Below are 21,769 nucleotides of genomic sequence, written 5' to 3' on the forward strand. Positions count from 1 at the left end.
TTCAGCTGGGGATCGGCGTGGCGGGCCGCCTGGGCCCAGGCCTGACGGCGGAGATTGCGGGCGGCGATGGCGCGGTTGCGCCAGTGCTGCAGCGGCAGGCGGGCCAGGGGCAGGAGCAGCAGTAACAGGGCGTAGCCGATGGCGAATCGGGCCAGCCAGGCCACGGGAGGCAGCCAGGTGGGCGTGATCGCCAGCAGCCACGGCGAGAGCACCAGCAGGGCCCCGACGGCAGCGCTATAGGCGACCCGTTGCCCGCGTCCGGCCCGACTGAAGCGAAAGGCCCGCTCACGCAGGGGCGGCACCGGCCCATCAGCGCGGGCCGGTCTGGCCGGCAGGGAGGGGAAGCCATAGATCAGATCCCCGTCCTCACTCACCTCGGGGCGGCCGTCGAAGCGCAGCAGCACCGGCAGCATGGCGGCATCGGCGAGGTCACGGCGGCGGTCGGGATCGGAGGGGCAGTCGGGTAGATCGAGCAGGGGGGCGAGGTCCTCGGCGATCACCACGCCACCGCGCTTGTGCAGGAAGGCGCCGATGCGGCGCCAGCGCTGCGGTTCGAAGCGGGCATTGGGATCGCCATCGCCGAACAGGATCGAGAACACGGCGCTGAGGAAGCCCAGGGCGGCCGGATCAGCGCCCTCGCCGGGCAGGTCCCAGAGCAGGCTCCACAGCTGCTGCGGCGTGACGGAGGAGGAGCTCTCGCGCGCCGCCGGGGCCCTGATGCCGGAGGCGAGCAGATCCAGGATCGAGAGGGGCACCTGGGCCAGCCCCTGCAACAACGCCAGACCGGCATCGTCGCCGTCGTCGCTGGTAAACAGCCGCACGATCAGCAGCACCGACAGGATCAGCACCACCAGGGTGGTGACCAGCAGCAGCACCAGCCCGAAGCTGAGCCGGATCAGCCGGGCGGCCAGGCGCAGGGCCACCTGCAGCCGGGCCTGCAGGCGCCGGCGGCCGCTGCGGGCCAACAGCCGCATCCGCAGCGCGGGGGGGAAGACGAACAGCAAGGTGCCGTCCTCGGCCACCTGCAGGCGACCGGACACTTCGGCCACAAGGGCCAGCAGCCCCGGCTCGATTTCCTGCAGGGACAGCCCGGTGCCTGCGGCCGCCTCGCCGACGCTGCAGCGGCGGCCGCGGTTGCCGATCCAGTCGAGCAGGGAGGCCTCAACCGGCATGCAGCCCCTCCGCCGGCAGCTGACGCAGGGCCAGCCGGTCGGTCTTGCCCACGGGGGTGAGGGGCAGCTCAGGCAGCACGCGGATCTCCTCCGGCGCCTTGTAGCCAACGCGGGCCCGGGCAAAGGCGATCAGTTCGGCTTCGCTGGGGGCGGGCTGGTCCGGGCGGAGGGTGATGTAGGCCCGCACGTTCTCGCCGTGCACCGGGTCCTGGATGCCGATCACTCCCACCAGATCCACAGCCGGATGCTCCGAGAGCGCCTCCTCCACCTCCTGGGGGCAGATGTTGGAGCTGTCGTGGACGATGATCTGCTTGCGGCGGCCGCAGAACCAGACGTAGCCGTCGGCGTCGATGCGCATCTCATCGCCCGTGTCCAGCCAGCCCTGCCGGATGGTGTCGGCGGTGGCCTGGGGGTTGTCCCAGTAGCCCAGCATCTGGGAAGGGGCCTGGATCCAGAGGCGTCCCTGCTCGCCCGTGGCCACCTCGGTGCCGTCCTCGTCGCGCAGGCTGGCGCTGAACCCCGGGCAGAGCCGGCCGACGGAGCCGATCCGGTTCTGGCCCGACGGGGGCGCCAGGGTGGCGTAGCCGATCTCGCTCATGCCGAAGCATTCGTCGATCCCGAAGCCGGCGGCTCGGCGGAAATCCTCCTGCAACTGATGGGGCACCTTGTCGCCGCCGCTGATGCAGAGCCGCACCGAGCCCAGATCCGTCTGCTGGAGCTGGTCATCGCGCAGCAGCTCGAACAGGGCGGCGGGCAGCATCAGCAGCAGCGAGGGCCGGTGGCGCCGCAGCAGGGTTTCCACGGTGGCCGCATCGATGCGGCTGGCGATCGCGGCGGTGGCGCCGGCGGCCAGGGCGGCCAGCACGAGAGCACTGGAGGCGATGTGGGCCAGGGAGCTGCCGGCCAGCACCTCCTCGCCGGGCCGCAGTGCGACGGCCTGGATCAGCGAGGTGAGCACGGCGGCGAAGCTGACCCGGCTGTGGGTCACGCCCTTCGGCCGGCCGGTGCTGCCAGAGGTGAAGTGGATGAAGCAGGGCTCGTCGTCGGCCAGGGGGGGCCAGGGCAGGGCCTCGCCGCCGGCGGGGGCCGCGGCCAGCAGCTCGTCGAACCCGGTGGGATCGTCGATCCGGTGGCAGCCAAGGGGCAGCTGGCCCGCCACGGCGCTGGCCTGCAGATCGGCCAGCCGTTCGCCGTGGAACACCAGGGCTGCGGCGCCGCTCACCGTCAGCGCATGGTCGATCTCCGGGGACACATAGCGGTAGTTGAGCGGGGTGAGCACCAGGCCGCTGCGCAGGCCGGCCAGGTAGTGGACGACCAGCTCCACCCGGTTGGGAATCAGGGAGGCGAGCCGGTCGCCCCGCCGCAGACCCAGCCGCTGATAGGCCCTGGCCAGCTGCTCCGCCTGCCGATCGAGCTCGGCCCAGCCGATGCTGTGGTGCAGGTCCTGCAGCGCCGGTGCCGCCGGGTCGCGCCCCAGGCCGGCCGCCAGGAGGCGGTTCAGGTCGATGGATGGGGCCAGGGGCGGGCCGTGGTGGGGCATGGAATGCCGCTCGCCCGCCCACTCTGGCAGCGGTTTGGGGTCGCGCAGGAGCCGTTGCGGCAGCGCGTCCCGATCAGCGCCTGGGCAGGTCCAGCCACCCCTGCCAGCACCACCTCACATGCCGGTTGGAACCCATGGACCTCCAGCCGCTCAGGAGCGGCCGAGGCAGAGCGCCAGGGGCAGGGCCAGCAACGCCACCGCCACGGCCGCCAAAGCCATGGCCACGGAGGCGATCGCGCCGGTGAGTTCTCCCTCGCGGAACGCCTGGGCCACTCCCTGGCCGCTAGAGATGGTCCCCAGCGCCAGCCCCCGACCAAGGGGGCTGCGGACCCCAAGGTGGGTGAGCAAGGACGGACCGAGAATCGTGCCGAGCAGCGCCGATGCCACGACAATGCCCGCCACCACGGGAGCGTCGGCACCCACCTGGTGGGCCAGGGCGATGGCGACCGGGGCCGTGGCGCTCTTCAGGCCCAGGGCGGCCTGGAGTGGGACGTCCAGCCCCAGCAGTCGCGCCAGGGTCACGGCTGTGACCATGGCCACCAGGGTGCCGCCCACCACGGCCGCCGCCACCCTGACGCCATGATCCAGAAGAACCTGGCGATGGCGATGCAGCGGCACGGCCAGCGATACGGTGGCGGGCCCGAGCCACCAGGTGATGGCGTCGCTCGCGCCGCGGTAGCCGTCCAGCCCGCTGCCGGCCAACATGATCGCCACCATCACCATGGGGGTGCTCAGCAGCACCGGCACCGTGAGGGGCGAGGGATAGCGGCGGTTGATCCAGCGGCTCAGCGCATAGGCCAGCACCGTGAGCGCGATGCCCAGGAGGGTGAGGGTCATGGCGCGGGCGCCGGCGGCCGTTCCCTGAGAGCGGGCCGGGCGCCGATCCAACCCGCCGCTGCGATTCCTGCCGCCGTGCTGACCAGGATCACCAGCAGAAGCATCAACCCGTGCTTGCGCAGCAGGCTGCCGTAGGCCATCAGCCCCACCGCGATCGGCACAAAGAAGAAGGCGAGGTGACGCTGAAACAGAGCCGCCGCCTGCCCCAGCCACGACTCCCGCACCAGCCCGGTGAGCAGCAGCAGGGCCAGCAGCAGCATGCCGACGAGATTGGAGGGAAGCGGCAGCGGCAGATGGGGCGTCATCACAATCGCCACCCGGTCGATGGCGATCAGGCCCGCGAACTGGAGGGCGAGCACGGTGATGGGGCGGAGGACCGGGCTCCGTGATGGGCCGCCCTGGGGAGCGCTCACAGCACCAGCACGGGAGGCCGTCCGAATCCCTGCTCCTCGCACAGCTTCAGGTAGGTGTCGAGGCGCGCCTTGCCGAAGACGATGCTGGCGATGGATCCCTCGGCGTCGATGTTGAGATTGGCGCCATGGATGTGCCAGCGCACGTGGGTGTTGTCCTCAAGGATCTTGAGGGTGTGCACCGATGAAGCGGGTTCGAACAGAAAGGAGCCGGCACGGTTGACGAAATCCGATTCCAGGTACTTCCAGGAACCGGAAAAGGTATGGCCCCACACACTGCCGGTGTGCATGTGCATCGGGCTTTCGAAATCTTTCATGAAGATGTTCTCGGTGACCCACACGTTCTCGGTGGGAAACACCTGGAGCACCCGCAGCAGATTGCCGGCACCAATGTCCACGAATGGCAGATCGTCGGCGCCGAGATGCACCGCCGAAGGAGCCTGCTCCATCCACTCCCTGTGAATGGGGTGATCACCATCAACTCCGATCAACATGGTTCCGCTTGGTCTTGCCGTTGTGCCCCCATTCTCTTCCAGCCATTGGCGCGGAGAAAGGCGCAGGTCTGCGACCGTCGCCAAACGCCAACACCAGCAGGGATCCCAGCAAGGGGACTGGCGCGACGTGCCGCCCACAACCAGACCTGGCCCGGCCGCCCGGCAGCCGCCAGCATCGCTCCATGCCCCCGCCCCCCTCCGCCACCTACCAGCGCCTACGGCACTACGTCGACGAGCGGAAGCGCATGAGCCAGGTGGTCAAGCGGTTCATCGGCGCCGAGTTCACTGACGTTCAATGCCTCACAACCAATGCCTTCCGGCTCAACTCGATGAGGACATGGGTTTCAAACTGCCGGTTCAGCTCCGGCAGAACACGAAGCAGCAGAGCGCTGAGATCCTGGTTGCCGATGTTGCCTGTAGCCACAATCAGAAGCCTGGCGGGAGTGCCGCGCAAGAGATGACTGCGGCCAAACGAGAGATCGAGGGAGCTGGGCATCCAGCCGGATCCTCATGCAGAGAGGAGATCAACCCACTGAATACGAGAAAGCTGGGTTACGTACTCAAGCACTGCGGTGATGTCTTCAGCCTCGAGATCTGGATAATCGGCAAGAATGTCAGCCGCACTCATCCCTGCTGGTAACAGTTCGAGCACCATCTTCACGGGATAACGCAAGCTGCGGATGGTTGGCTTTCCATGGCAGATCTCAGGGTTGAGGGTGATGCGCCCAAGCTGGTCTGTCATGACGATTTCCTGGCTTCCCCAGCCTAAGGGGGACAGCAGATCACGACCGTGAGCTGGTTGTGGCGCTGGCATGGGGATCTTTTGGGCCTCTCCCTCACCAGTGCCACCCCCCGTCTCACACCCGCCAAGATGCCCCCATTGCTTACTGGAGGATCTTCCTAGCGTCCTTGAGCAGCAGAAGCAGTTGCTGCTGGCGCAGCGGAGATGCAGTGAAACCGAACCGTGTGTAAAAGCGTGCCGCGTCTTCGTCGATGGGATGGGTCAGGATCGCCCGAATTGCGGCCTGCTCGGCGATCACCAACGTCCGACGGATCGCGTCCTGAAGCATCCCGACTCCGAGGCCACATCCATGGTTCTCCCGTGACACGGCGAGCCTGGCCAGGATGACCACGGGCAGGGGGAATCGCCCGATGCCCTGACGGATGAGCTCTGGGGCCTCCAACGTGTCGACCTGGCCCACGGTGAGGCTGAAGTAGCCGGCGACGCTATTCGCCTGGTCGGCGACGACGAACGCTCGGGTGGAGCCACTGGTCTGAGCCTGGCGAGCGTGGTGCAGTAGCCAGTGATTCAGAGTGGGCCTGCCGCAGTCAAAGCCTTCCAGCCGGTGCTGGACGGCCAGCGGCTCCGGCGGCCGCCAGGTCAATGGGCGTCCCAGGGTGCCTGCCTGGCGAACAGATCACGCAGACCCTCGTTGGTCTGTTCGGGGCGGTCCAGCAGATCCATCAGGGCCTGGGCCTGGGAGCCCGAGACCATGAACAGGCGCTGATCAAGAAGCGTCTGCTCGGCAGCGAGACAGGCACTGTCGAGGATGAAGTCGGTGAGCGACTTGTGGGTCACCTCGGCGGCACGGCGCAGCACGGCTTCCTGTTCCGGCGTGGCGCGCAGGCCGAGCCGGGCTGAGCGCGCAGGAGGCGAAGCTCCGATGGCAGCCATGGCGAACCGTCTCCACCTTGAGTAGCTGGACAACGTTAGTACAAACGACGCACGCAAGGGCGTCCCGCAAGGCTTGGCCCAGGGCATGACGGAGGACATGGCATCGCGACAGGGCTTCCGCTCCACAAGTGCCACCCCCGTCTCACCCCAGCGGAACTGCCCCATGCCCCTGGTGTTGCCCCAGCGGCAGCTGCTCAGGGCCTGCTCAGGATCACCCTCCCTTTGCATAGGGAACCAGCACATTGGCCAGCATCGGGAAATGGCGTCGATTGAGCGTGGCCAGAGTTGCTCCGGCAGCCTGCACACACGCGGGAATCAAGGCCTCCGCGAGGCCCGTGCCATGGCTGCGGCCGTACTGACGGCGACACAGCCCCGCCTGCATCGCCGCCTCCTTCTCCAGCGGCAGCACCTCGAAGGCCGACACAAAGGCATCCAACCGCTGGCGCTCCACCCCCTCGCGCACACCCACAGACAGCTCAGCGATCGACACCACAGAGGCCGCCAGGGGCTGATCGCGGAGATAGTCGATCAAGACATCCGTGTCGATGACGAGCAAGCCGTTCGCGGCGGACGGCATCAGCCGCCTTCGGGGGGGATGCGGTCAAGTTCCTGGCGCAACTTCAGCCCATCCAGCGGACGAGTTCCGGCTGACCAGAGGCCCCTTCCCTTTCGAAGCTTGGCGAGCCGCTCTTCAGGCTGTTTGTTCTCGAGAAAGCGATCGATGGCTTCGCGGATCAGGGCGCTCTGGCTGCGTCCGCTGCGTTGGGCCAGGGCCAACAGGCCTTGCCGCTCCGGCTCCGACAGGTAGATCCGGGTGCGCTGCATGGCCAACCTCCTGGTGTATGCACCACACACCGCAGGCATGGACAATCACGAACGACTGGCCGGGTTGGCTGCAGCCGCAGCTCTCCCACGCCAGAAGGGATCCCAGCAGGGGCAATGGCCTGACGGGCCGCCCTAAGCCACGAAGCTCCACACGCTCAGGGGCGATCGAGAAGCCTGCCGCTCACGTACTTGTGAAGGACACTGCTGATCAGGGTCTGGTAGGGCATGCCCTCCTGCAGGGCACGGGCACGCAAGGCGCCTAGATCCTCACTGGTGAGGCGAATGTTGATGCGCTGATCCTTGGTGGCCGTTGACCTTGCGGAGGCTTCCAGGCGGGAGCGCTCTGCAGCAGTAGCCACCGAACGGAGCGTGCCCGCTTCGAAGGCTTCCAGGATCTCCTGCTCTTCGTGATCAAGAGGGTTCATGGTGCGTCTCCTGGGCGGTAGGCGATGGTGGCTTTGCGGCTGGGAATGATGGTTTTGAGAAAGAGGTGATCGTCGGCCTCGACATAAGGCACCAGATGGGCATAGCCGGAGATCAGAACGACAAGAATGCGCTGGCCTGGGTATCGAGCCTGATTCGGATGCTCAACGATGTCGAGCAGATCACCGGATTCGATGGCAACCACCACGGCCTCGAAGGAAACGCCTCGTTGAAGCTGAAGGACCTCGTTCTTGCCTGCGCTCCAGCGAAAGGGCTTCATGGCAACACCATAAGACCCTGTGTGCCTTTTGTCATCAGCGTTTGGGTGGGTGGGAGGCTAGGGCGGCATTGCCAGAAGGAATCCCAATAGGGGCGATCGCCTGACGGGCCGCCCAAAGCCAAACCTGGCCCGGTCGCCCGGCAGCCGCCACCATCACTCCATGGCCTCCAGCCCCTCTGCTGCCTTCCTTCGCCTGAGGGCGTTCATCGCCGAACGCATGCGCATGAGACCCATCGACCAACCGCTGATGCTCTAGCCGAAGGCTTCCGCGCAGCGGTTGGAACTGCTGGGCCACGGCGTTGCCTGGCAGGAGGCTGCCCTGCCCCGGCGCAGGACGTGGCCCGGCGGATCATGGGAAGCGCATGGTGGGCAAGGTGCTGCCGGAAAAGCGCTAGGGCTGCGAGGGCGACGCATCTGCAGGCCCCCGCTACCGTCAAACCATCTGGTCTCCGGCTCTGCCGGCACGGCATGTGGTGAATGACCTGCTGGCCCTGCCCCTGGCGCAACGCCTGGAGTTGGTACAGGCCCTTTGGGACTCAATCGCCACTGAACAGATCGGCCCTGAACTCACGGAAGCCGATCGGCAGCTGATTGATCAGCGGCTGGAGAACTTCCTGGCGGACGGCGACCCAGGCCTTGATGCAGATGCGGTGCTGGACTCCCTGGAGCAGACCCTCTGAGCATGGTGCTTCGGCTGCGCCCGGAATCCCAGCTCGATCTCGAGGCTGCGGCCCGCTGGTACGAATCTCAGGAGCAGGGCCTGGGTCGGCTTTTTCTGGAACAGGTGCGCGTGACCTTCCATCGCATCCGCAGCAACCCTGAGGCTTACTCCGTCGGCTAACGCGGCACCCGCAGAGCTCTAATCCGGCGCTTCCCCTACGGCATCATCTACTTGCCGGTTCCCGGGCAGGACATCATCGTGGTGCTGGCCGTTCTGCATTGCGGCCGTGATCCAAAACTCTGGAGGCAACGCTCCACACCTTGAGATGGGTGGTCTCCGAGGCCATAACCACCATCAGATGTGGCTGGAGCCCTTGTTTCCCTGGCCGAGGCGTGCTGCGAGCGTAGGTCCAGCACTGGGGCGGCATATCCACACCCGGAGCCAGGTTGGCTGCAGCCGCTCAACCCCACGCCAGAAGAGATCCCAGCAGGGTCGCCCTCCTGACGGGCCGCCCAACACCAAACCTGGCCCGGTCGCCCGACAGCCTTCGCCTGCGCGCGTTCATCCAGACCGCAGCGATGGTGTGCCTGCTACCGGGCGAAGCCAGTGGCCGTCAGAATGGAGAGATGACTGCCACCACAGCCTCCAAACCGATCGAGCCGAGGCTGGCGGACATGGTTGCCGGCATTCGCCAGCTGATTCCCGCTGCCGATGTCCGTCTGTTCGGATCGAGGGCCCGAGGTGATGGCCGGGCCGATTCCGATGTGGACCTGCTGATCACCGTGCCTGATGCCTGGCTGGCGCAACGCGACCGCTTTGCGCTGCTCGCTGACCTGTGGGGTGCCGTGGCCCAGCCGGATCTGTCGGTCGACCTGGTGCTCCACTCGAGCAGCGAAGTGGCCCGACGAGCCAAAGAGCCAGGCTCCCTGGTGTGCGAGGCCCTGCGAGAAGGCGTTCTGCTCGATGGCCAGGCCTGAAGCGCTGCGGCTGCTCGATCCCTTTGGGTGCGGCTTCACCCTTCTGGATAGAAGCCACAGCTCGGGGTTCAAGCAGACGTCCGCTGCTCCAGCCGCTCCGCGAGCCACACCTTGATGATCGACTGACGGGTGACGCCGAGGCGGCTGGCTTCGCGATCGAGCTGGTCGATCATCCACACGGGGATGTCAACGTTGACGCGTTTCTGCTCCAGCCGACGGCGACGGGCACCGCCGAGGTCGAGGGCGTCGAGCACGGACTCGCCGGCATCGAAACGTTGATCGAAATCAGAACTGTTCATAGAGCTCCACCTCTTCTGGTCTGGACCGCCGAACGGAAATCAATCGGATGCACCGGTCGCGATAGGTGATCACGGCCGACCAGTGCTTGAGGCCAATCTTGCCGATCACTAGAAATCTTGGCTCTCCGGTGGTGCGGGCCGGAACCTCCAGGAGCTCCGAATCGTTCCAGAGCTGCTGGGCAGCAAGGAAGTCGATGCCGTGCTTGGCAAGGTTGGAGTCACTCTTGACCGGATCGAACGCGAACTCCATAGGGTGCTTATTCTATACCTTTTCGGCTCTCTGGCGCATCTCCAAATCAGAAAGCCCCCGTCCTCGGGACAAGCTGTTGGATCCCGGTTCTCTCCCTTCTGCCGGCCGTCCACCCTCACAACGACGGGCCCTTTTCCACGCCACGGTCGAGAGCACGGGTCGGGGACTGGGGCGGCACGGCCACACCCGGAACCAGGTTGGCTGCAGCCGCCACGCGCCCACGCCAGAAGGGATCCCAGCAGGGGCAATGGCCTGACGGGCCGCCCAAAACCAAACCTGGCCCAGTCGCCCGGCAGCCTCCACCATCACTCCATGCCCCCGTCCCCCTCCGCCACCTACCAGCGCCTGCGCGAGTACACCTCCAAACCCATGCGCATAAACCCCCACGACCAACCGCTGGTGCTCATGGAACTCCTGGGCCGCCGCACCCCAATCAGCGGCTCGGTGAACGTCCTGGTTGGTTTTTCCGTGATCCGGAGCTGAACAGCTAGGGATGGATCTGCGCAACGCAATCGGCGCAACAGCCGCTATCAGAGCTCAGCCTCAACCACTTGGTCCAACTGGTCAGCCAGGGCTGGAATGCTCTCGGAAACAATCTGCCAGATGGTGTCTTCTTCCAGGCCGAAGTAGGCATGCGCTAGAACATCGCGGTGGCCAGCAATGCGTCGCCAGGGCAGCTTGGGGTGCCGCTCACGGACCGCTGGCGGGATCTGTTTCGCTGCTTCACCCAGCACCTCCAGGTTGCGGAGTACGGCGTCAACCAACATCTCGTCTGCAAGAAAGTGCTGCTTGGTAAGCCCCTGGCTGTATCTGAGGATCTTCGTGCAGCACCCTGCATGTCCAGGAGGAACAGCGACCAATTGCGGGCGCTTCCCCGTTCAGGCAAGCGGAATGGCCTCCTGCTCGATCAGCTGCCGCAGTTCAGGGCGAAGACCGCGGCGCGTCACCAGGTCCACCCGAGCGCTGAGCAGGTCTTCCAGGGCCAGCTTGAGGTCCATGTACTGCTCAAAACTGGGGCTGGAGGGGAAATCCACCAGCAGGTCCACGTCGCTCTGCAGCCCTGCCGCACCGTGGATCACAGAGCCGAAGACGCGTAGATCCCGGCCACCGTGGGCGGCTGTGAGCGCGAGCAGCTCGGGGGCCATCTGCCTGAGCCGCTGAAGCGTGGGTGGCTGTCTGGGATCCATGGCTCCCATTCTGCTGTCAATGCCGGCTCAAGCCATCCTTACCAGCGCTGGGTTTCGAGCAGATCCTCCACCGCCTCCGGCAGGAAGCGAACCGCTGGCATGGTCATCCGATGCCGAGCTGGCTCCGCACGTCATCCCAGGGCACTGCCGCTTCGGGGTTGGCGACATGGGTCGCCCAGCGCCGGTCGAGCTCGGCGCAGAGGGCAGGGTCCACCGGCAGCGCCCCATCACGGGACTGGTCATCGAGGCAGTCCCAAAGGGCGATCGCGAGGGCCAGCCGCTCGTTCTGGGGCAGTTGCAGCAGGTCAGACATGGGCATCATCGCCACTCCTCCCGGCAAGACGTCCACCGTAAGCGCGGTCGAAGCCGGGCAAAGGGACTGGAGAGATGGATGCCCATGAGCCAAGTGGTCATGCGGGTCATCACCGCCGAGTTCACTGACGTTCAATGCCTCACAACCAATGCCTTCCGGCTCAACTCGATGAGGACATGGGTTTCAAACAGCCGGTTCAGCTCCGGCAGAGCACGAAGCAGCAGAGCGGTGAGATCATGGTTGCCGATGTTGCCCGTGGCCACAAGCAGAAGCCTGGCGGGAGTGCCGCGCAAGAGATGATTGCGGACGAAATCTGCATCCTTGCTGAAGATAACTCTCCCATCGCTGTCGGCAATGGAGGAAATCATGTTGTCGGCGCTGCGATTCCCATCAGGCAGATCAAGGGTGTGCAGGACGTCACAACCCAATTGCTCCAGCGGCCGAACGAGAGATCGAGGCAGCTGGGCATCCAGCAGGATCCTCATGCAGAGAGGAGATCAACCCGCTGAATACGGGAAAGCTGGGTTGCGTACTCAAGCACTGCCGTGATGTCTTCAGCCTCGAGATCTGGATAATCGGCAAGAATGTCAGCCGCACTCATCCCAGCTGACAACAGTTCGAGCACCATCTCCACGGGATAACGCAAGCCGCGGATGATTGGCTTTCCATGGCAGATCTCAGGGTTGATGGTGATGCGCCCAAGCTGATCTGTCATGACGGTTTCCTGGCTTCCCCAGCCTAAGGGGGACAGCAGATCACGACCGTGAGCTGGTTGCGGCGCTGGCATGAGGGTCTTTTGGGCCTCTCCCTCACCAGTGCCACCCCCGTCTCACCCCGCCAAGATGCCCCCATGCCCCTGCCCAGGCGCAGGACGTGGCCCGGCGGATCCTGGGAACCGCATGGTGGGCAAGGTTCACTTTCAACGGCATCACCGCCTATGGCGATGGCCACGACAGCCTGATCCGCAGCGACGAGCTGAGCGATGGCGAGCGCGACGAGCTGCAGAAGCTCTGCCGCCAGCGCCTCGATGCCTTTCGCAAGCACCCCGATCAGCGGCTTGGTGAAGTACAGGGTTCCCCGCTGCGCCCTGCGCCGCACAGATCAGAACGGCAAGGTGGCCGCCACATCGGAGAGACGAATCAGCAGGGTGTCGGGATCGATGGGTGAGGGATCAAAGCCCATGTGGAGATAGAAGCTGCGGGCTTCCGCGGAGGCGGCATGAACCACGATGCCTCGCACGCCGATCTGTGTGCTGGCCTGCAGCACCCGTTCGAACGCATCGGCGAGCAGGGCGCGAGCGATGCCGCGTCCCTGGACACTGCGACAGACCGCCAACCGCGCCAACACCACCACTGGAATGGGATCGGGCATGTTGCGCCTGAAACGCCCAGGGGCTGAGGCCACGGCCACCGCCCCGGAGGCCAGAGCCACATACGCCTTGACGATGCCGTCGCCGTTGCACACCACAAAGCTTCGGGTCGCACCGCTTTGCTGGTTGGCCAGGGCACGCTGCTGGAGCCAGTGGTCGAGGCTGGAGTCACCGCAGTCAAAGCTGACGGTGCTGTGGTGCTGCGCCAGCGGCTGGGGCGCCAGCAGATCCATCAGCGTTGCCAGGGCCTCGGTGCCGTCATGGTGCGCTGCAGGCGATCCGTGGGGCTGGGCGGAGCATCGAGCTGGCGGAGAAACTGGTCAAAGTGCTCGGGCGAAACGGCCTGCCAGGCCTGCTGCACCAGCAGTTCACGGGCAGCATTGCGGGCCGCCTGCAGAACGAAGTCGGTTCGGGTGAGGCCAGAGGTACGGACCGCGCGATCAATCAGCGCCTGATCGTCGGGCGTGACCCGCAGATTCCAGCTGAGGCGAGGGGTGGCAGCCACGGATGAACAGCAGGCCTGAAGCCACCCTAGCCCCTTCAGGTAGACGGTGTCTATCCACATGATGATGGTGCATGGCGACAAGGGCATCACGCTGGGGCGCCGTCGTGGTGAACGTGATGGCAGCGCGAGTGGACAAGGGGGTGGAGCGGATGCTCTTGTCCGTTCCCCCGCTGGATGAGGCCCAGGCGTTGCCGTGGCCTGCCTATTGGTTCTGCGGATGAAGGGGACTGGGGCGGCATAACCACACCCGGAGCCGGGTGGGCTGCAGCCGAATCACGCCCACCCCAGAAGGGATCACAGCAGGGGCAATGGCCTGACGGGCCGCCCAAAACCAAACCTGGCCCGGTCCCCCGGCAGCCGCCCGCATCCCTCCATGCCCCCGCCCCACCGCACGACGTGGCCCGGCGGATCCTGGAAAGCGCATGCTGGACCGGGTTCACCTTCAACGGCATCACCCGCTGCGAGAAGGGCACCGTCGACCTGGTGGGCGGCGAGCAGCTGAGCGACAGGCGGCATCTGCTGGCACTGAACCGCCAGGCCTGCTCACGCCATTGGTTGAATTGGCACGATTGCCGGCAGCACGGTTTCCAAGGCTTGCTTGGCCAGCTTCAAATCATGGCTGGCCTGCATCCGCAGCCAGAAGCCCTCGCTCAGGCCGAAGAAACAACAGAGGCGCAGGTCGGTATCGGCGGTGATCGCCCGCCGACCCTTCACGATCGCGTTGATGCGGCTCTCCGGCACGCTGATGGCCAGCGCCAATCGGTACTGGCTGATCCCCATCGGCTTGAGGAACTCCTCCAGCAGCACCTCGCCCGGGGGCACGAGCATCACGTCAGTGGTAGTCAACGATCTCGACCTCCTCTGGCCCGGCTTCCGTCCAGATGAAGCAGAGCCGGAACTGGTCGTTGATGCGGATGCTGTGCTGGCCATGGCGGTTCCCCCTGAGTGGCTCCAGGCGATTGCCTGGTGGAACTTGTAGATCGTTGAGGCAGGCGGCCGCATCGAGGATGGCGAGCTTCCGGAAAGCGACGCGAGCGAAGCCTCCAAAGCGGCGCCCCGGCTTGCCTTCAAAGAGGGCCTGGGTGTCGCGGCAACGAAACGACCTGATCACACCGTTACCTTACCCCCGCTGGACGTAGGCACGCCAGGCAGTGGGGCCGGGTGAAGGCGATCACTCGCTGACATGGCGGCCTGGCTTGCCTGTGTTCCTCCTCTTGCAAGTGCCACCCCCGTCACACCCCCGCCAGGATGTCCCCAGGCCCCCGCCCCAGCACAGGACATCGCCCGCCAGATCCTGGAAAGCGCATGCTGGGCCAGGTTCACCCTCAACGCCATCACCGCCTATGGCGATGGCCACGACAGCCTGATCGGCGGCGACGCGTTGAGCGATGGCGAGCGCGACGCGCTGCTGGAGCTCTGCCGCCAGCGCCTCGATGCCTTCCGCGAGCAGCGCGGCGACGAGGTGTTCGCCCACCACAGCCGCCACCGCAGCCCGATCAGCGGCTCGGTGAAATACCAGGAGCTCACCCGCGCCCGGGGCCGCTGCGAGTGCAGCGGAACCCATGAACACCAGCGTGCCCTGGAGGTGGCACCCATCATCCCCAGGAACCACGGCGGCTCCGACGCCATCAGCAACCTGCAGGCGCTTTGCTTCCGCTGCAACGCCGGCAAGCGCGACGGCTGTTTGCCTACGCAAGAGGGCGCACCGACTTCCGCGGTGTGCAGGCCAGCTACGGCCACCGCGAAGCGGGCTGTGTGTTCTGCGCGCTGGAGGGCAGCGGCCGGGTGCTGCTGGAGAACGAGGGGGCACAGCCTGGTGATCCCGCGTCGCCATGGGGCCGGAGCTGGAGCTGCACCAGCCGGAGTGGAACGCCGTGGTGGAGCTGGTGAAGCTGCGGCGGGATCAGCTCAGTGCCCAGGACGCCACGATCAGCCGCTGGGCTGGTTTCACTCAACGCAAGAGGGGGGCTGAACTCAGGCGAGGCGGCAGGGCAGACGGTGTTTCATGCGCACTGGCATCTGATCCCCCGGCGAACAGATGTTGACAAATCCCCCCGCGGAGGCGTTCGGGGAGTTATCAAGGGCAAACAGCACTACTGAGACGTGGCCACCAAGACGCCAACGCGCAAGAAGCTCGATCGGCCAGCGGTCTTAGCAAGGATCGATGAGATCCTCTCGGCTGGGGATTTGGATGCTGAAAGCCTATTGGCGTTCGCGGAGTTTATCAACGGAAAGCCGTTTCCTGAACCTGTTCTCACGCTGACAGAGCTCAGATCGGCAGTGTGCAAGGTGTTTGACAGCAAGAATGCCACGGAGCTACGTAAGTCAAGTGAGTTCAACCTCGCGATGGCAGGCCGCACATTTGATCTCAAAACAAAGGCCGATTGGCTCAAGCTCTATCGGGAGTGGGTTGGAGTTCCCCATAGCGAGCGTGCTAAAACTGGCAAAACATCGATTAACGGCATCGATGTCTTAGAAAACTTCAGACCATGGCATGTGTTCTCACTTGATCCATCAACAGCGAGCGCCGAGGACATCAAAGAGGCCTTTCGCAGGCTTGCCAAGGAACACCATCCCGATGTTGGCGGCGATCCGCGCGTCATGGAGCGGCTCCAAAAAATGCGTGACTCCCTCCTTGCCTTCCTTTAACCAAGCCGATGACGACGACATCCAAGCGATCACGTGATGCCTTCTCCTTTCAGGAGACCGCCAGAATTCTTGGCATCAGCGCCAAGAAGCTCAACGGCATCTGCCAGTTCTTTGATGCCCACAATGATGATGAGTGGGAGTTGGTAGAAGGAGAATTCTTTGAATACGAGCCTGGCCAAGCACGCAGCCGGCGCTTTTACGAAGAAGGCGTGATGGCGCTGGCGAAGTATTTGGAGGAGAAGGAAGGTGGGAGCATTTTAGCCAAGATTCATGAGTTCTTTACCCAGCACCGTACACGGGTGACACGCACACTCGTTAAACGGCGCATTATTCAAGTCACTCAAGATCGGAGCGCCATCCAGATCCGAGGTGATCTTGTTTTCCTGGAGCAGCGCTCAGTCGTCAGGGTGCTGGGCACCAATGGGAAAGGGATGGCTGGCACCATCACCCGGATACAGGAAGAGAGCTCTGGCCTAGAAGGTGCTGAGGGGTTAGAGATCGGTGTACATTTTGATAGCTTTGAGGGCAACGATCAGCGCCATTGGAGCCAGCGCGGCATCGTGCGCCTGGCGAAGACGATGAGGGACAAAGGCAGAATCACCAAAGCACGAAAGGCTTGGGTGAAAGCAGTTGCCGATGTGGCGGAAGAGTGCTTTGAGGTCCAGCGAAAGCTGCTCGAAAGCCACGAAGCGAGGGTGAAGACAGCGAAGGATAAAGTTCGGCAGAGGGCGCTCCGTAAAGATGGTGCTGGCTGTGCCGTCTCCGGCCAAAAACCGTCAGCCTCCGATCAGCATCCAGTTGAACTAGAGGCGCATCATCTGTTTGATGCCAGTTCACGTCCCGACCTGGCAGCCTACGAAGAAAACTTGATTGCTATCAGCAGCAGTATTCATCGAAACTTCCATAAGTGGATGGGCTCAAAATCTTGCGAGCCCAAAGACTTTGTTGACTATCTCCTAGGCAATGAGATGAACCATTTTGATGGGCCACCCAGTGTTAAAAAAAGGAAGGAGCAGAAGCTCCAAAAGCTTATGAATCGGCTTGAACTGCTTCAAGCCAGATTTGAGGGGAATCACTTGCTGTACTAACTTGTAAACTCAGCAGGCGCGTTAGCGATCGACTGGAGTGCCTTGTTATGTGCTTTATATCACTTCACTTATATTCTCTACATCTGTTTTCGGGCAGAAGAGGACATTCGCAGCCCGAATTCTTGGCAAATCGCTCAACCTATCCTAGAAGTTCCAGAAACAGTCGCGAGCAGGCTTTGGGCTTCGATTTGGCTCTTGCTCCGATCCCATAGGCCTTGCCACTTATGAATCTGAGGCGTGTTCTCGTAATGTCAGATCTATGACGATTACTTCGATCGTCTCCACCCCGGGAAAACTTGCGGAGATCTCGTGCCAATAGCCTTTTAGGGCATTGGCCAATTCAACTAATCTGATCCTACGTTGATTGACCATCCATCTTCTCTCGGAATTCCTTCCTTGCCAGACCAGCAGCATTACGCCACATCCCGCACTTTCCTCTCTGAGGTAATCACCCGCCAGTTGGTTGCGCAGCCGCTCGCAAAGCTGTGGGCCGGACCAGCCCTTGTCGAGCAGCTTTAACTCGATAGGAACTGGTGATTGCACATACGCGTTCTGCAGCCAGATATCCATACGCTGGCTGTTGGCGAGTTCCGGCTCTTGTGCAGTCGTGTATTGATCACGGCAGTGCTGGTTGAGCCAGCCCGCTATCAATGTGCGCATCTCAGTTTCGCCGTCGACACGCTGCCAGGTTCTCCAGGGGCTGTCGTTTCCCCGTTCCAGCCAGTTCTTTAGGTCCTGCAAACGATGCACAGCAAGGTCGAAGAGCTGATGATGCGTTGCGGGCGTTATAGTTTGGAACATATCAAACGCGTTGACCTGCTCAGCTGTCCAAGGCTCAATGTCGCCATCTTCTTCAGCTCGCTTGTATGCCTGCTTGGCCATCCACGTACGATAATTAGGGTCCGGGTGCTCGTGGATCAGTCGCTCAATGGCTGTATAAGTGGCTTTGCCCGGCATTTCAGATAGGAGCTTGAACAAACTTTCTCGCGCATTCTGAGCATCATCGCGCAGCCTTGGAGAATCCTCGCGCCCACCACCACGATTGATGTGATCCGACGCCCGAACATAGCGGTGCGCCAGGGTATAGAGTTTTTTCAGATGCTCTGCTGATTGAAAGTGGCCGAATCCAGGGCCTCTATCTCTCGGTCCCTCCCTATCGATAAGCGCCTTAACGAATACCTGCGCCGCGGTTATTGCAACATTCCCGTCAAGACCCGAGAGCCACTGTTCGAGTTCCGGGATACCATTTTCCGGCTCGCAATCGACTCGGAGAGCATACCACGACGCAATACTGTTCGCGTCTGTTGTTTGAGCTATCTGGTGATTTGCCAATTCGGCAAGACTTGCTGCCTCCGTACCGCCGTTCACCAATATGTATATGCAGTAGTTCCGGTTGGCGTGAATGCACAAGGGGTGAGATTCGACCCATTCGAGTATCGCAGGAGCAATGTGGGTATGCAGCCAAGGTGCATGATAGGCCAAGTCATGGAGAATGTAGTGCATGGGCTCGTCTGGACTGGTGTTCTCAATCTCCCAGAACAATTCGCTGGTCACCGCCTCTTGGACCAAGCCCGGGAAAGCCTGGTGCATCCTCTCGAACCACGACGGAAATCCGTTAAGCGGCCAGGCGAGATAGCGTATAGCTTGGCGTGCTTGCGCTTCATCCAGATAGCCTGGGAAATCCGCATTCTCGGTAGCCTCAATTTCCAGTCCGGCTAGGCCAAAAATTAGAGCGTATGGGATGCTGTTACCTGGGTCTCCCTCGGACCTTAGGGATGGAACATAGCTACGCCAATGATTAATGGCGGCTTCACGATACTCCTGCGCGACGCCCTCACCGAAATCTGAAGTCAGCGCCGGCCAGTTAGAGTACTCAGAGCGGCTTGTAGCTAAGCAACTATTCTGCAGCTCGCGCATAAGGCAGTACTGGTCGCTCATGAACGTACCGGACTCCATTTCAGGTGGGGTGCGGACCCGCTCTGGGTTAGCACGTAACTCCGCTATCCACTCGGCTCGCTGCTTCTTTTGTCGCTCTTCCTCCTCACTGCGCCTCTGTAGGCGTTCTGCACGTTCCGCCTCATGCCTCCGAACCGTCTCCGATACCGGCGGATCGATCAGAAGTCCCAACTTATTTGTCAATTCAGAATCTTCGGAAACGACATTTTGTAGTTGGGCAAGAATGTCCACCGGTCGGTCATTGCGCGCATAAACTTGAAACGCCGTACTGAGCGCGACCGATCTATCGTCGTGCAGCGCGCGGGAGCCAATACATTCGAGTAGCCTCGGGAAACTATCAGCATCGAACTTCCAGAATGGGCCTAGCCATGAAGCTGGCCAATCATCGGTCAAGGATTCACCTGTACGCTCCGCCTGCGCTAATCGAGCTTGTTCAATGCTGAACCAATAAAGGGAATCGTTGAGCTCCGGCCATGTGGGTACAAGCTCATGAAGCCTGGTTTTGTACTCACTGAGCTCTTCATCTTGCCAATTACGCAAGGTTGTGACCATTAGCAGGATAGAGAGAGATGTTTCGCTTAAAGCGGCGTCGCTTCGAGCGACAACCAGCTTTTCTACTGCGTGTGAGGCTGGCCCTAGCAACCACGCACATTCCTTCGAAACAAGGCACTCTCGCCTCTCGACATAAGGTGGCTGTTCCAGATAAGCATGTAGACCACTTATCAATTGAGCGATGGCCTGATCCTCTTCAACATTCAGCAAGCGTTCCACCAAGCCGTGTAGAGCGCGAGCAAGGCCAGATGTCTCGTACCTTTGATGGGGCGGCAACTTGCCCAGTGCAATCACCAGCTTTTCGACAACTTCACTATCAGGCGAAGATTCTTCCACCAGCTCTGCGAGCAGTTCGCGGGGAATCGGGTCATCGCCATCGATAAGTTGTTGCCACACACTGGTTTTCTGCTCTACGGTCCCGCACGACATCACCGCGCGTGCCGATGCTATTCGGGCATAAATTCCCCGAGAAGCATCTGCTGCAATAGGAACCAGAGAGGCCACGCAACCTGCCATTTCTCCTTGCCAGACCAGCCGGCCTAGAAAGAAGATGGCGTCGTCATTGTCGCCGTAGGCGTTTATGAGCTGCTGAGCGTTGGCCGAGAGGTCTGGATTGGCGATTCGCGCGATTGCACTATTTTCTCGTGCGGAGCGATTATCCTGATCCGAAGTGATGCGCTTGACGATGTCTGCCAATATCCCCTGTCGTTCTGCCAATGGTAGGCATGATGGATCGCCACCTTCGACAGCAATCTCAGGGTGAATCTGAAGCGCCTTGCTCCGAATCGCGTCGTCAAACAGGATGAGCCACGGCAATATCGCTCGAAGTCTGGGGGTAACAATCTTTTGCCCATATTGCTCACGGAAGAAGAGAGCTTCGACTGAATGGCGACTGTTGCCCGACCTTAACAAGCCAAAGAACCACTCTGCAGCAAGCAACTCGCGCACTTCCCGATGGCGAAACCGTACTGCCCCATAAATGATGTCGTTGAAAATTCCGCGTTCAAGTAGAGCCCGAACATCTTCGGGATTCCAAGCAGCAAGGACGGTTTCAGCATCAACCCCAGGTTTGAGCGGCGTCGCATCCGGGACATTAAGGCCCGCCCGCCCGGACAGCACGACCGCAGCAGCCAAACAACGCGCGCCCTGTCTTGCTTGTTCCAGATTCAAGGGTTGACGTTGCGCCCTGTCAGTACTGTGCTCATCGCGTAGGCGCTTTTCGATGTTGTAGCGGAGCAGGTCTAAACGGCCACCTAGGACGTTGTCCTCAGCCCATTTGGCCAATATGCCTTCAAGGTCAAATGGACGCTCCGCCAAACTCCAAACGTCGGCACGATCGATTTCCCTGATCAGGCCGTCGACATTCTGTGCCGCCCGAGCAACGCAGAAACGCCGAATCCGCCCTTCATCCAACGGGCGCATAGTGAAAACGGTGAGGGCGCTTTGCGGCGTGGCTTGCCGATCACCATCCTCTTCTGTCTGTGCTGCGGGGAGATACAGAAGTTGATCTAGCAGTTTTTGGTCTTCCTTTGGCCGCCATGCATAGGGGCGACTCGAAATGTAGATATGAGCTCTGTGCGCGCCATTTGCGACCCCCCTGGCAAAGCTGCGAAGAGCCTTCTGCAAGGCTCTCGGGTGCTCTAGCCGAGCCTCATCAACAGAATCCAGGAAAAACCATGCCTCGTCCGTCGACTGCAGCCATGCGTGAAACTGGGCTTCTGTGCCTATTTCAAACGCGGTATAGAAATCAGTTTCGATATCTTCAATTCGGAGAAAGAAGGCTGCTTTTCCTTCGCCCCTGAGAGAATCGGCACGTTGCCGCAACTCCTCCGTCTTCCCCGCACCCGCTTCCGCCAATATGATGCAGCGGAATCTTTCCTCCAACCCTTCCCAAGCTATCGGTTTGGCATGCCCCCAAGCCAAGAGGATTTCGCCACTCTCCGCTTCTTTTTCACTTTTGTAGACAGGTGAAAATTCGCGATCTAACGGGACATAGTCTTCCATTTAGTATCCTCATGGCTCGTAAATGAAGAGCTATTATGGATCAGGATGACAAAATTACCCTGATGATCAAGAGCGAGCATGTTCAGCAGAGCTGTTCGATTCGGGTCGAAACCCGCCATTCCAAAACACATAACGCTGATTGGGCGGATCCCCATAAACTCCCTCTTGCTATCCCTGCATCCGCATAAGACGAATAAAAGAGCTTGGCTTCACTGAGCATATCCCTCGCTGGAACAAGCATCCGGCCTTGGTCGTCAATGCTGCCTGACACGTTATCCGGACCCGCATAACATCGCCACAGCC

Annotated in this window: 34 protein-coding genes; 9 read left to right on the forward strand and 25 right to left on the reverse strand. The window is 62.3% G+C overall.

Annotated elements, in window-relative coordinates:
* The 13 genes from KBY86_RS02705 to KBY86_RS02765 all read right to left on the reverse strand — a co-directional run.
* Positions 1-1,172, reverse strand: a 1,172-nt coding sequence (locus KBY86_RS02705) for a hypothetical protein (protein WP_255140075.1), incomplete at its 3' end; no start/stop codon positions are given.
* Positions 1,162-2,712 (reverse strand): class I adenylate-forming enzyme family protein, encoded by a 1,551-nt coding sequence (locus KBY86_RS02710; protein WP_255140076.1) that lies wholly within the window; start codon positions 2,710-2,712, stop codon positions 1,162-1,164. The genes KBY86_RS02710 and KBY86_RS02705, both read right to left, overlap by 11 nt.
* 150 nt (positions 2,713-2,862) lie before the next feature.
* Entirely contained in the window at positions 2,863-3,549 is a 687-nt protein-coding gene (locus KBY86_RS02715; RefSeq protein WP_255140077.1) for an LrgB family protein, read from the reverse strand.
* Positions 3,546-3,908: a CidA/LrgA family protein gene (locus tag KBY86_RS02720; protein ID WP_255140078.1), complete on the reverse strand. Its 363-nt coding sequence runs from the start codon at positions 3,906-3,908 to the stop codon at positions 3,546-3,548. The genes KBY86_RS02715 and KBY86_RS02720 overlap by 4 nt, the downstream gene beginning before the upstream one ends.
* Before the next feature lie 50 nt (positions 3,909-3,958).
* The gene (locus KBY86_RS02725; protein ID WP_094510770.1) at positions 3,959-4,408 is read right to left on the reverse strand and encodes a 2,4'-dihydroxyacetophenone dioxygenase family protein; all 450 of its coding nucleotides are present in this window, start codon (positions 4,406-4,408) and stop codon (positions 3,959-3,961) included.
* A gap of 337 nt (positions 4,409-4,745) precedes the next feature.
* Entirely contained in the window at positions 4,746-4,949 is a 204-nt protein-coding gene (locus KBY86_RS02730) for a hypothetical protein (RefSeq protein ID WP_255140079.1), read from the reverse strand.
* 12 nt (positions 4,950-4,961) lie between these two features.
* Entirely contained in the window at positions 4,962-5,195 is a 234-nt protein-coding gene (locus KBY86_RS02735) for a DUF433 domain-containing protein (RefSeq protein ID WP_255140080.1), read from the reverse strand.
* 142 nt (positions 5,196-5,337) lie between these two features.
* Positions 5,338-5,838, reverse strand: a complete 501-nt coding sequence (locus KBY86_RS02740) for a GNAT family N-acetyltransferase (RefSeq protein WP_255140081.1) — start codon at positions 5,836-5,838, stop codon at positions 5,338-5,340.
* Entirely contained in the window at positions 5,835-6,128 is a 294-nt protein-coding gene (locus KBY86_RS02745) for a DUF1778 domain-containing protein (RefSeq protein ID WP_255140082.1), read from the reverse strand. The genes KBY86_RS02740 and KBY86_RS02745 overlap by 4 nt, the downstream gene beginning before the upstream one ends.
* Before the next feature lie 211 nt (positions 6,129-6,339).
* Positions 6,340-6,705 carry a type II toxin-antitoxin system VapC family toxin gene (locus KBY86_RS02750; protein ID WP_255140083.1) on the reverse strand — a complete coding sequence of 122 codons (366 nt, stop codon included), beginning with the start codon at positions 6,703-6,705 and terminating at the stop codon, positions 6,340-6,342.
* A complete protein-coding gene (locus KBY86_RS02755; protein WP_255140084.1) occupies positions 6,705-6,953 on the reverse strand; it encodes a CopG family transcriptional regulator in 249 nt (82 codons plus the stop codon). Before KBY86_RS02755 ends, KBY86_RS02750 begins: the two co-directional genes overlap by 1 nt.
* A 155-nt stretch (positions 6,954-7,108) precedes the next feature.
* The gene (locus KBY86_RS02760) at positions 7,109-7,378 is read right to left on the reverse strand and encodes a hypothetical protein (protein ID WP_255140085.1); all 270 of its coding nucleotides are present in this window, start codon (positions 7,376-7,378) and stop codon (positions 7,109-7,111) included.
* Positions 7,375-7,656 carry a toxin gene (locus tag KBY86_RS02765; RefSeq protein WP_255140086.1) on the reverse strand — a complete coding sequence of 94 codons (282 nt, stop codon included), beginning with the start codon at positions 7,654-7,656 and terminating at the stop codon, positions 7,375-7,377. Before KBY86_RS02765 ends, KBY86_RS02760 begins: the two co-directional genes overlap by 4 nt.
* Positions 7,657-8,129: 473 nt before the next feature.
* Here KBY86_RS02765 and KBY86_RS02770 point away from each other — a divergent pair, with 473 nt between their 5' ends.
* From KBY86_RS02770 to KBY86_RS02780, 3 genes are all read left to right on the forward strand, one after another.
* On the forward strand, positions 8,130-8,336 hold the full coding sequence (locus tag KBY86_RS02770) for an addiction module protein (RefSeq protein WP_255140088.1): 207 nt from the start codon (positions 8,130-8,132) through the stop codon (positions 8,334-8,336).
* Between the two features lie 2 nt (positions 8,337-8,338).
* On the forward strand, positions 8,339-8,497 hold the full coding sequence (locus KBY86_RS02775) for a hypothetical protein (protein WP_255140089.1): 159 nt from the start codon (positions 8,339-8,341) through the stop codon (positions 8,495-8,497).
* Between the two features lie 446 nt (positions 8,498-8,943).
* Entirely contained in the window at positions 8,944-9,294 is a 351-nt protein-coding gene (locus KBY86_RS02780; RefSeq protein ID WP_255140090.1) for a nucleotidyltransferase domain-containing protein, read from the forward strand.
* Positions 9,295-9,362: 68 nt separating this feature from the next.
* Here the strand turns inward: KBY86_RS02780 and brnA are convergent, their stop codons facing one another.
* Together brnA and KBY86_RS02790 are read right to left on the reverse strand one after the other, a co-directional pair.
* A complete protein-coding gene (gene brnA / locus KBY86_RS02785) occupies positions 9,363-9,593 on the reverse strand; it encodes a type II toxin-antitoxin system BrnA family antitoxin (RefSeq protein WP_015109348.1) in 231 nt (76 codons plus the stop codon).
* Positions 9,580-9,843: a BrnT family toxin gene (locus KBY86_RS02790; protein WP_255140091.1), complete on the reverse strand. Its 264-nt coding sequence runs from the start codon at positions 9,841-9,843 to the stop codon at positions 9,580-9,582. The genes brnA and KBY86_RS02790 overlap by 14 nt, the downstream gene beginning before the upstream one ends.
* 312 nt (positions 9,844-10,155) lie before the next feature.
* Between KBY86_RS02790 and KBY86_RS02795 the strand changes: the two genes are divergently transcribed.
* A complete protein-coding gene (locus KBY86_RS02795; protein ID WP_255140092.1) occupies positions 10,156-10,326 on the forward strand; it encodes a hypothetical protein in 171 nt (56 codons plus the stop codon).
* 47 nt (positions 10,327-10,373) lie between these two features.
* Here the strand turns inward: KBY86_RS02795 and KBY86_RS02800 are convergent, their stop codons facing one another.
* The 5 genes from KBY86_RS02800 to KBY86_RS02820 all read right to left on the reverse strand — a co-directional run bounded on the left by KBY86_RS02800 (position 10,374) and on the right by KBY86_RS02820 (position 12,058).
* The gene (locus KBY86_RS02800; protein ID WP_255140093.1) at positions 10,374-10,703 is read right to left on the reverse strand and encodes a DUF86 domain-containing protein; all 330 of its coding nucleotides are present in this window, start codon (positions 10,701-10,703) and stop codon (positions 10,374-10,376) included.
* 18 nt (positions 10,704-10,721) lie between these two features.
* Complete coding sequence (locus KBY86_RS02805) at positions 10,722-10,988, reverse strand: nucleotidyltransferase family protein (protein ID WP_255140094.1); 267 nt, start codon at positions 10,986-10,988, stop codon at positions 10,722-10,724.
* Positions 10,989-11,133: 145 nt separating this feature from the next.
* Positions 11,134-11,343 carry an addiction module protein gene (locus tag KBY86_RS02810; protein ID WP_255140095.1) on the reverse strand — a complete coding sequence of 70 codons (210 nt, stop codon included), beginning with the start codon at positions 11,341-11,343 and terminating at the stop codon, positions 11,134-11,136.
* A gap of 131 nt (positions 11,344-11,474) precedes the next feature.
* Positions 11,475-11,828, reverse strand: coding sequence for a DUF5615 family PIN-like protein (locus KBY86_RS02815; protein ID WP_255140096.1), 354 nt, complete (start codon positions 11,826-11,828; stop codon positions 11,475-11,477).
* Entirely contained in the window at positions 11,825-12,058 is a 234-nt protein-coding gene (locus KBY86_RS02820) for a DUF433 domain-containing protein (RefSeq protein WP_255140097.1), read from the reverse strand. Before KBY86_RS02820 ends, KBY86_RS02815 begins: the two co-directional genes overlap by 4 nt.
* 158 nt (positions 12,059-12,216) lie before the next feature.
* Between KBY86_RS02820 and KBY86_RS02825 the strand changes: the two genes are divergently transcribed.
* Positions 12,217-12,510 (forward strand): hypothetical protein, encoded by a 294-nt coding sequence (locus tag KBY86_RS02825; RefSeq protein WP_255140098.1) that lies wholly within the window; start codon positions 12,217-12,219, stop codon positions 12,508-12,510.
* On the opposite strand, the gene KBY86_RS02830 is transcribed toward KBY86_RS02825, so the two are convergent.
* From KBY86_RS02830 to KBY86_RS02845, 4 genes are all read right to left on the reverse strand, one after another.
* The gene (locus tag KBY86_RS02830; RefSeq protein ID WP_255140099.1) at positions 12,445-12,945 is read right to left on the reverse strand and encodes a GNAT family N-acetyltransferase; all 501 of its coding nucleotides are present in this window, start codon (positions 12,943-12,945) and stop codon (positions 12,445-12,447) included. The two genes, KBY86_RS02825 and KBY86_RS02830, sit on opposite strands and share 66 nt — an antisense overlap.
* Positions 12,945-13,217: a DUF1778 domain-containing protein gene (locus tag KBY86_RS02835; protein WP_255140100.1), complete on the reverse strand. Its 273-nt coding sequence runs from the start codon at positions 13,215-13,217 to the stop codon at positions 12,945-12,947. Before KBY86_RS02835 ends, KBY86_RS02830 begins: the two co-directional genes overlap by 1 nt.
* A 543-nt stretch (positions 13,218-13,760) precedes the next feature.
* Positions 13,761-14,045, reverse strand: coding sequence for a HigA family addiction module antitoxin (locus tag KBY86_RS02840; protein ID WP_198948224.1), 285 nt, complete (start codon positions 14,043-14,045; stop codon positions 13,761-13,763).
* Positions 14,046-14,049: 4 nt separating this feature from the next.
* Positions 14,050-14,328: a type II toxin-antitoxin system RelE/ParE family toxin gene (locus KBY86_RS02845; RefSeq protein ID WP_255140101.1), complete on the reverse strand. Its 279-nt coding sequence runs from the start codon at positions 14,326-14,328 to the stop codon at positions 14,050-14,052.
* 72 nt (positions 14,329-14,400) lie between these two features.
* Between KBY86_RS02845 and KBY86_RS02850 the strand changes: the two genes are divergently transcribed.
* Genes KBY86_RS02850 through KBY86_RS02860 form a run of 4 tightly spaced genes read left to right on the forward strand, consistent with a single transcriptional unit; the run spans position 14,401 to position 16,954 of the window.
* Positions 14,401-15,189, forward strand: a complete 789-nt coding sequence (locus KBY86_RS02850; RefSeq protein WP_255140102.1) for an HNH endonuclease — start codon at positions 14,401-14,403, stop codon at positions 15,187-15,189.
* 26 nt (positions 15,190-15,215) lie between these two features.
* Complete coding sequence (locus KBY86_RS15260) at positions 15,216-15,317, forward strand: hypothetical protein (protein ID WP_399221010.1); 102 nt, start codon at positions 15,216-15,218, stop codon at positions 15,315-15,317.
* Positions 15,318-15,320: 3 nt separating this feature from the next.
* Positions 15,321-15,866 carry a DnaJ domain-containing protein gene (locus KBY86_RS15205; RefSeq protein ID WP_255140104.1) on the forward strand — a complete coding sequence of 182 codons (546 nt, stop codon included), beginning with the start codon at positions 15,321-15,323 and terminating at the stop codon, positions 15,864-15,866.
* Positions 15,867-15,874: 8 nt separating this feature from the next.
* Positions 15,875-16,954: a hypothetical protein gene (locus KBY86_RS02860; protein ID WP_255140105.1), complete on the forward strand. Its 1,080-nt coding sequence runs from the start codon at positions 15,875-15,877 to the stop codon at positions 16,952-16,954.
* Between the two features lie 222 nt (positions 16,955-17,176).
* On the opposite strand, the gene KBY86_RS02865 is transcribed toward KBY86_RS02860, so the two are convergent.
* On the reverse strand, positions 17,177-21,466 hold the full coding sequence (locus KBY86_RS02865; protein ID WP_255140106.1) for an NACHT domain-containing NTPase: 4,290 nt from the start codon (positions 21,464-21,466) through the stop codon (positions 17,177-17,179).
* Positions 21,467-21,769 lie beyond the last annotated feature (303 nt).

The sequence above is a fragment of the Synechococcus sp. Lug-A genome (assembly GCF_024345655.1).
GTDB lineage: Bacteria > Cyanobacteriota > Cyanobacteriia > PCC-6307 > Cyanobiaceae > MW101C3.

Bases quoted from the DNA above. Each gene is read 5' to 3' on its own strand.
- KBY86_RS02710 (WP_255140076.1), bottom strand. From the start codon at position 2,712: ATGCCCCACCACGGCCCGCCCCTGGCCCCATCCATCGACCTGAACCGC.
- KBY86_RS02715 (WP_255140077.1), bottom strand. From the start codon at position 3,549: ATGACCCTCACCCTCCTGGGCATCGCGCTCACGGTGCTGGCCTATGCG.
- KBY86_RS02725 (WP_094510770.1), bottom strand. From the start codon at position 4,408: ATGGAGCAGGCTCCTTCGGCGGTGCATCTCGGCGCCGACGATCTGCCA.
- KBY86_RS02730 (WP_255140079.1), bottom strand. From the start codon at position 4,949: ATGCCCAGCTCCCTCGATCTCTCGTTTGGCCGCAGTCATCTCTTGCGC.
- KBY86_RS02735 (WP_255140080.1), bottom strand. From the start codon at position 5,195: ATGACAGACCAGCTTGGGCGCATCACCCTCAACCCTGAGATCTGCCAT.
- KBY86_RS02745 (WP_255140082.1), bottom strand. From the start codon at position 6,128: ATGGCTGCCATCGGAGCTTCGCCTCCTGCGCGCTCAGCCCGGCTCGGC.
- KBY86_RS02750 (WP_255140083.1), bottom strand. From the start codon at position 6,705: ATGCCGTCCGCCGCGAACGGCTTGCTCGTCATCGACACGGATGTCTTG.
- KBY86_RS02755 (WP_255140084.1), bottom strand. From the start codon at position 6,953: ATGCAGCGCACCCGGATCTACCTGTCGGAGCCGGAGCGGCAAGGCCTG.
- KBY86_RS02760 (WP_255140085.1), bottom strand. From the start codon at position 7,378: ATGAACCCTCTTGATCACGAAGAGCAGGAGATCCTGGAAGCCTTCGAA.
- KBY86_RS02765 (WP_255140086.1), bottom strand. From the start codon at position 7,656: ATGAAGCCCTTTCGCTGGAGCGCAGGCAAGAACGAGGTCCTTCAGCTT.
- KBY86_RS02775 (WP_255140089.1), top strand. From the start codon at position 8,339: ATGGTGCTTCGGCTGCGCCCGGAATCCCAGCTCGATCTCGAGGCTGCG.
- KBY86_RS02780 (WP_255140090.1), top strand. From the start codon at position 8,944: ATGACTGCCACCACAGCCTCCAAACCGATCGAGCCGAGGCTGGCGGAC.
- brnA (WP_015109348.1), bottom strand. From the start codon at position 9,593: ATGAACAGTTCTGATTTCGATCAACGTTTCGATGCCGGCGAGTCCGTG.
- KBY86_RS02790 (WP_255140091.1), bottom strand. From the start codon at position 9,843: ATGGAGTTCGCGTTCGATCCGGTCAAGAGTGACTCCAACCTTGCCAAG.
- KBY86_RS02795 (WP_255140092.1), top strand. From the start codon at position 10,156: ATGCCCCCGTCCCCCTCCGCCACCTACCAGCGCCTGCGCGAGTACACC.
- KBY86_RS02805 (WP_255140094.1), bottom strand. From the start codon at position 10,988: ATGGCCCCCGAGCTGCTCGCGCTCACAGCCGCCCACGGTGGCCGGGAT.
- KBY86_RS02810 (WP_255140095.1), bottom strand. From the start codon at position 11,343: ATGTCTGACCTGCTGCAACTGCCCCAGAACGAGCGGCTGGCCCTCGCG.
- KBY86_RS02815 (WP_255140096.1), bottom strand. From the start codon at position 11,828: ATGAGGATCCTGCTGGATGCCCAGCTGCCTCGATCTCTCGTTCGGCCG.
- KBY86_RS02820 (WP_255140097.1), bottom strand. From the start codon at position 12,058: ATGACAGATCAGCTTGGGCGCATCACCATCAACCCTGAGATCTGCCAT.
- KBY86_RS02830 (WP_255140099.1), bottom strand. From the start codon at position 12,945: ATGGATCTGCTGGCGCCCCAGCCGCTGGCGCAGCACCACAGCACCGTC.
- KBY86_RS02840 (WP_198948224.1), bottom strand. From the start codon at position 14,045: ATGCTCGTGCCCCCGGGCGAGGTGCTGCTGGAGGAGTTCCTCAAGCCG.
- KBY86_RS02850 (WP_255140102.1), top strand. From the start codon at position 14,401: ATGGCGGCCTGGCTTGCCTGTGTTCCTCCTCTTGCAAGTGCCACCCCC.
- KBY86_RS02860 (WP_255140105.1), top strand. From the start codon at position 15,875: ATGACGACGACATCCAAGCGATCACGTGATGCCTTCTCCTTTCAGGAG.
- KBY86_RS02865 (WP_255140106.1), bottom strand. From the start codon at position 21,466: ATGGAAGACTATGTCCCGTTAGATCGCGAATTTTCACCTGTCTACAAA.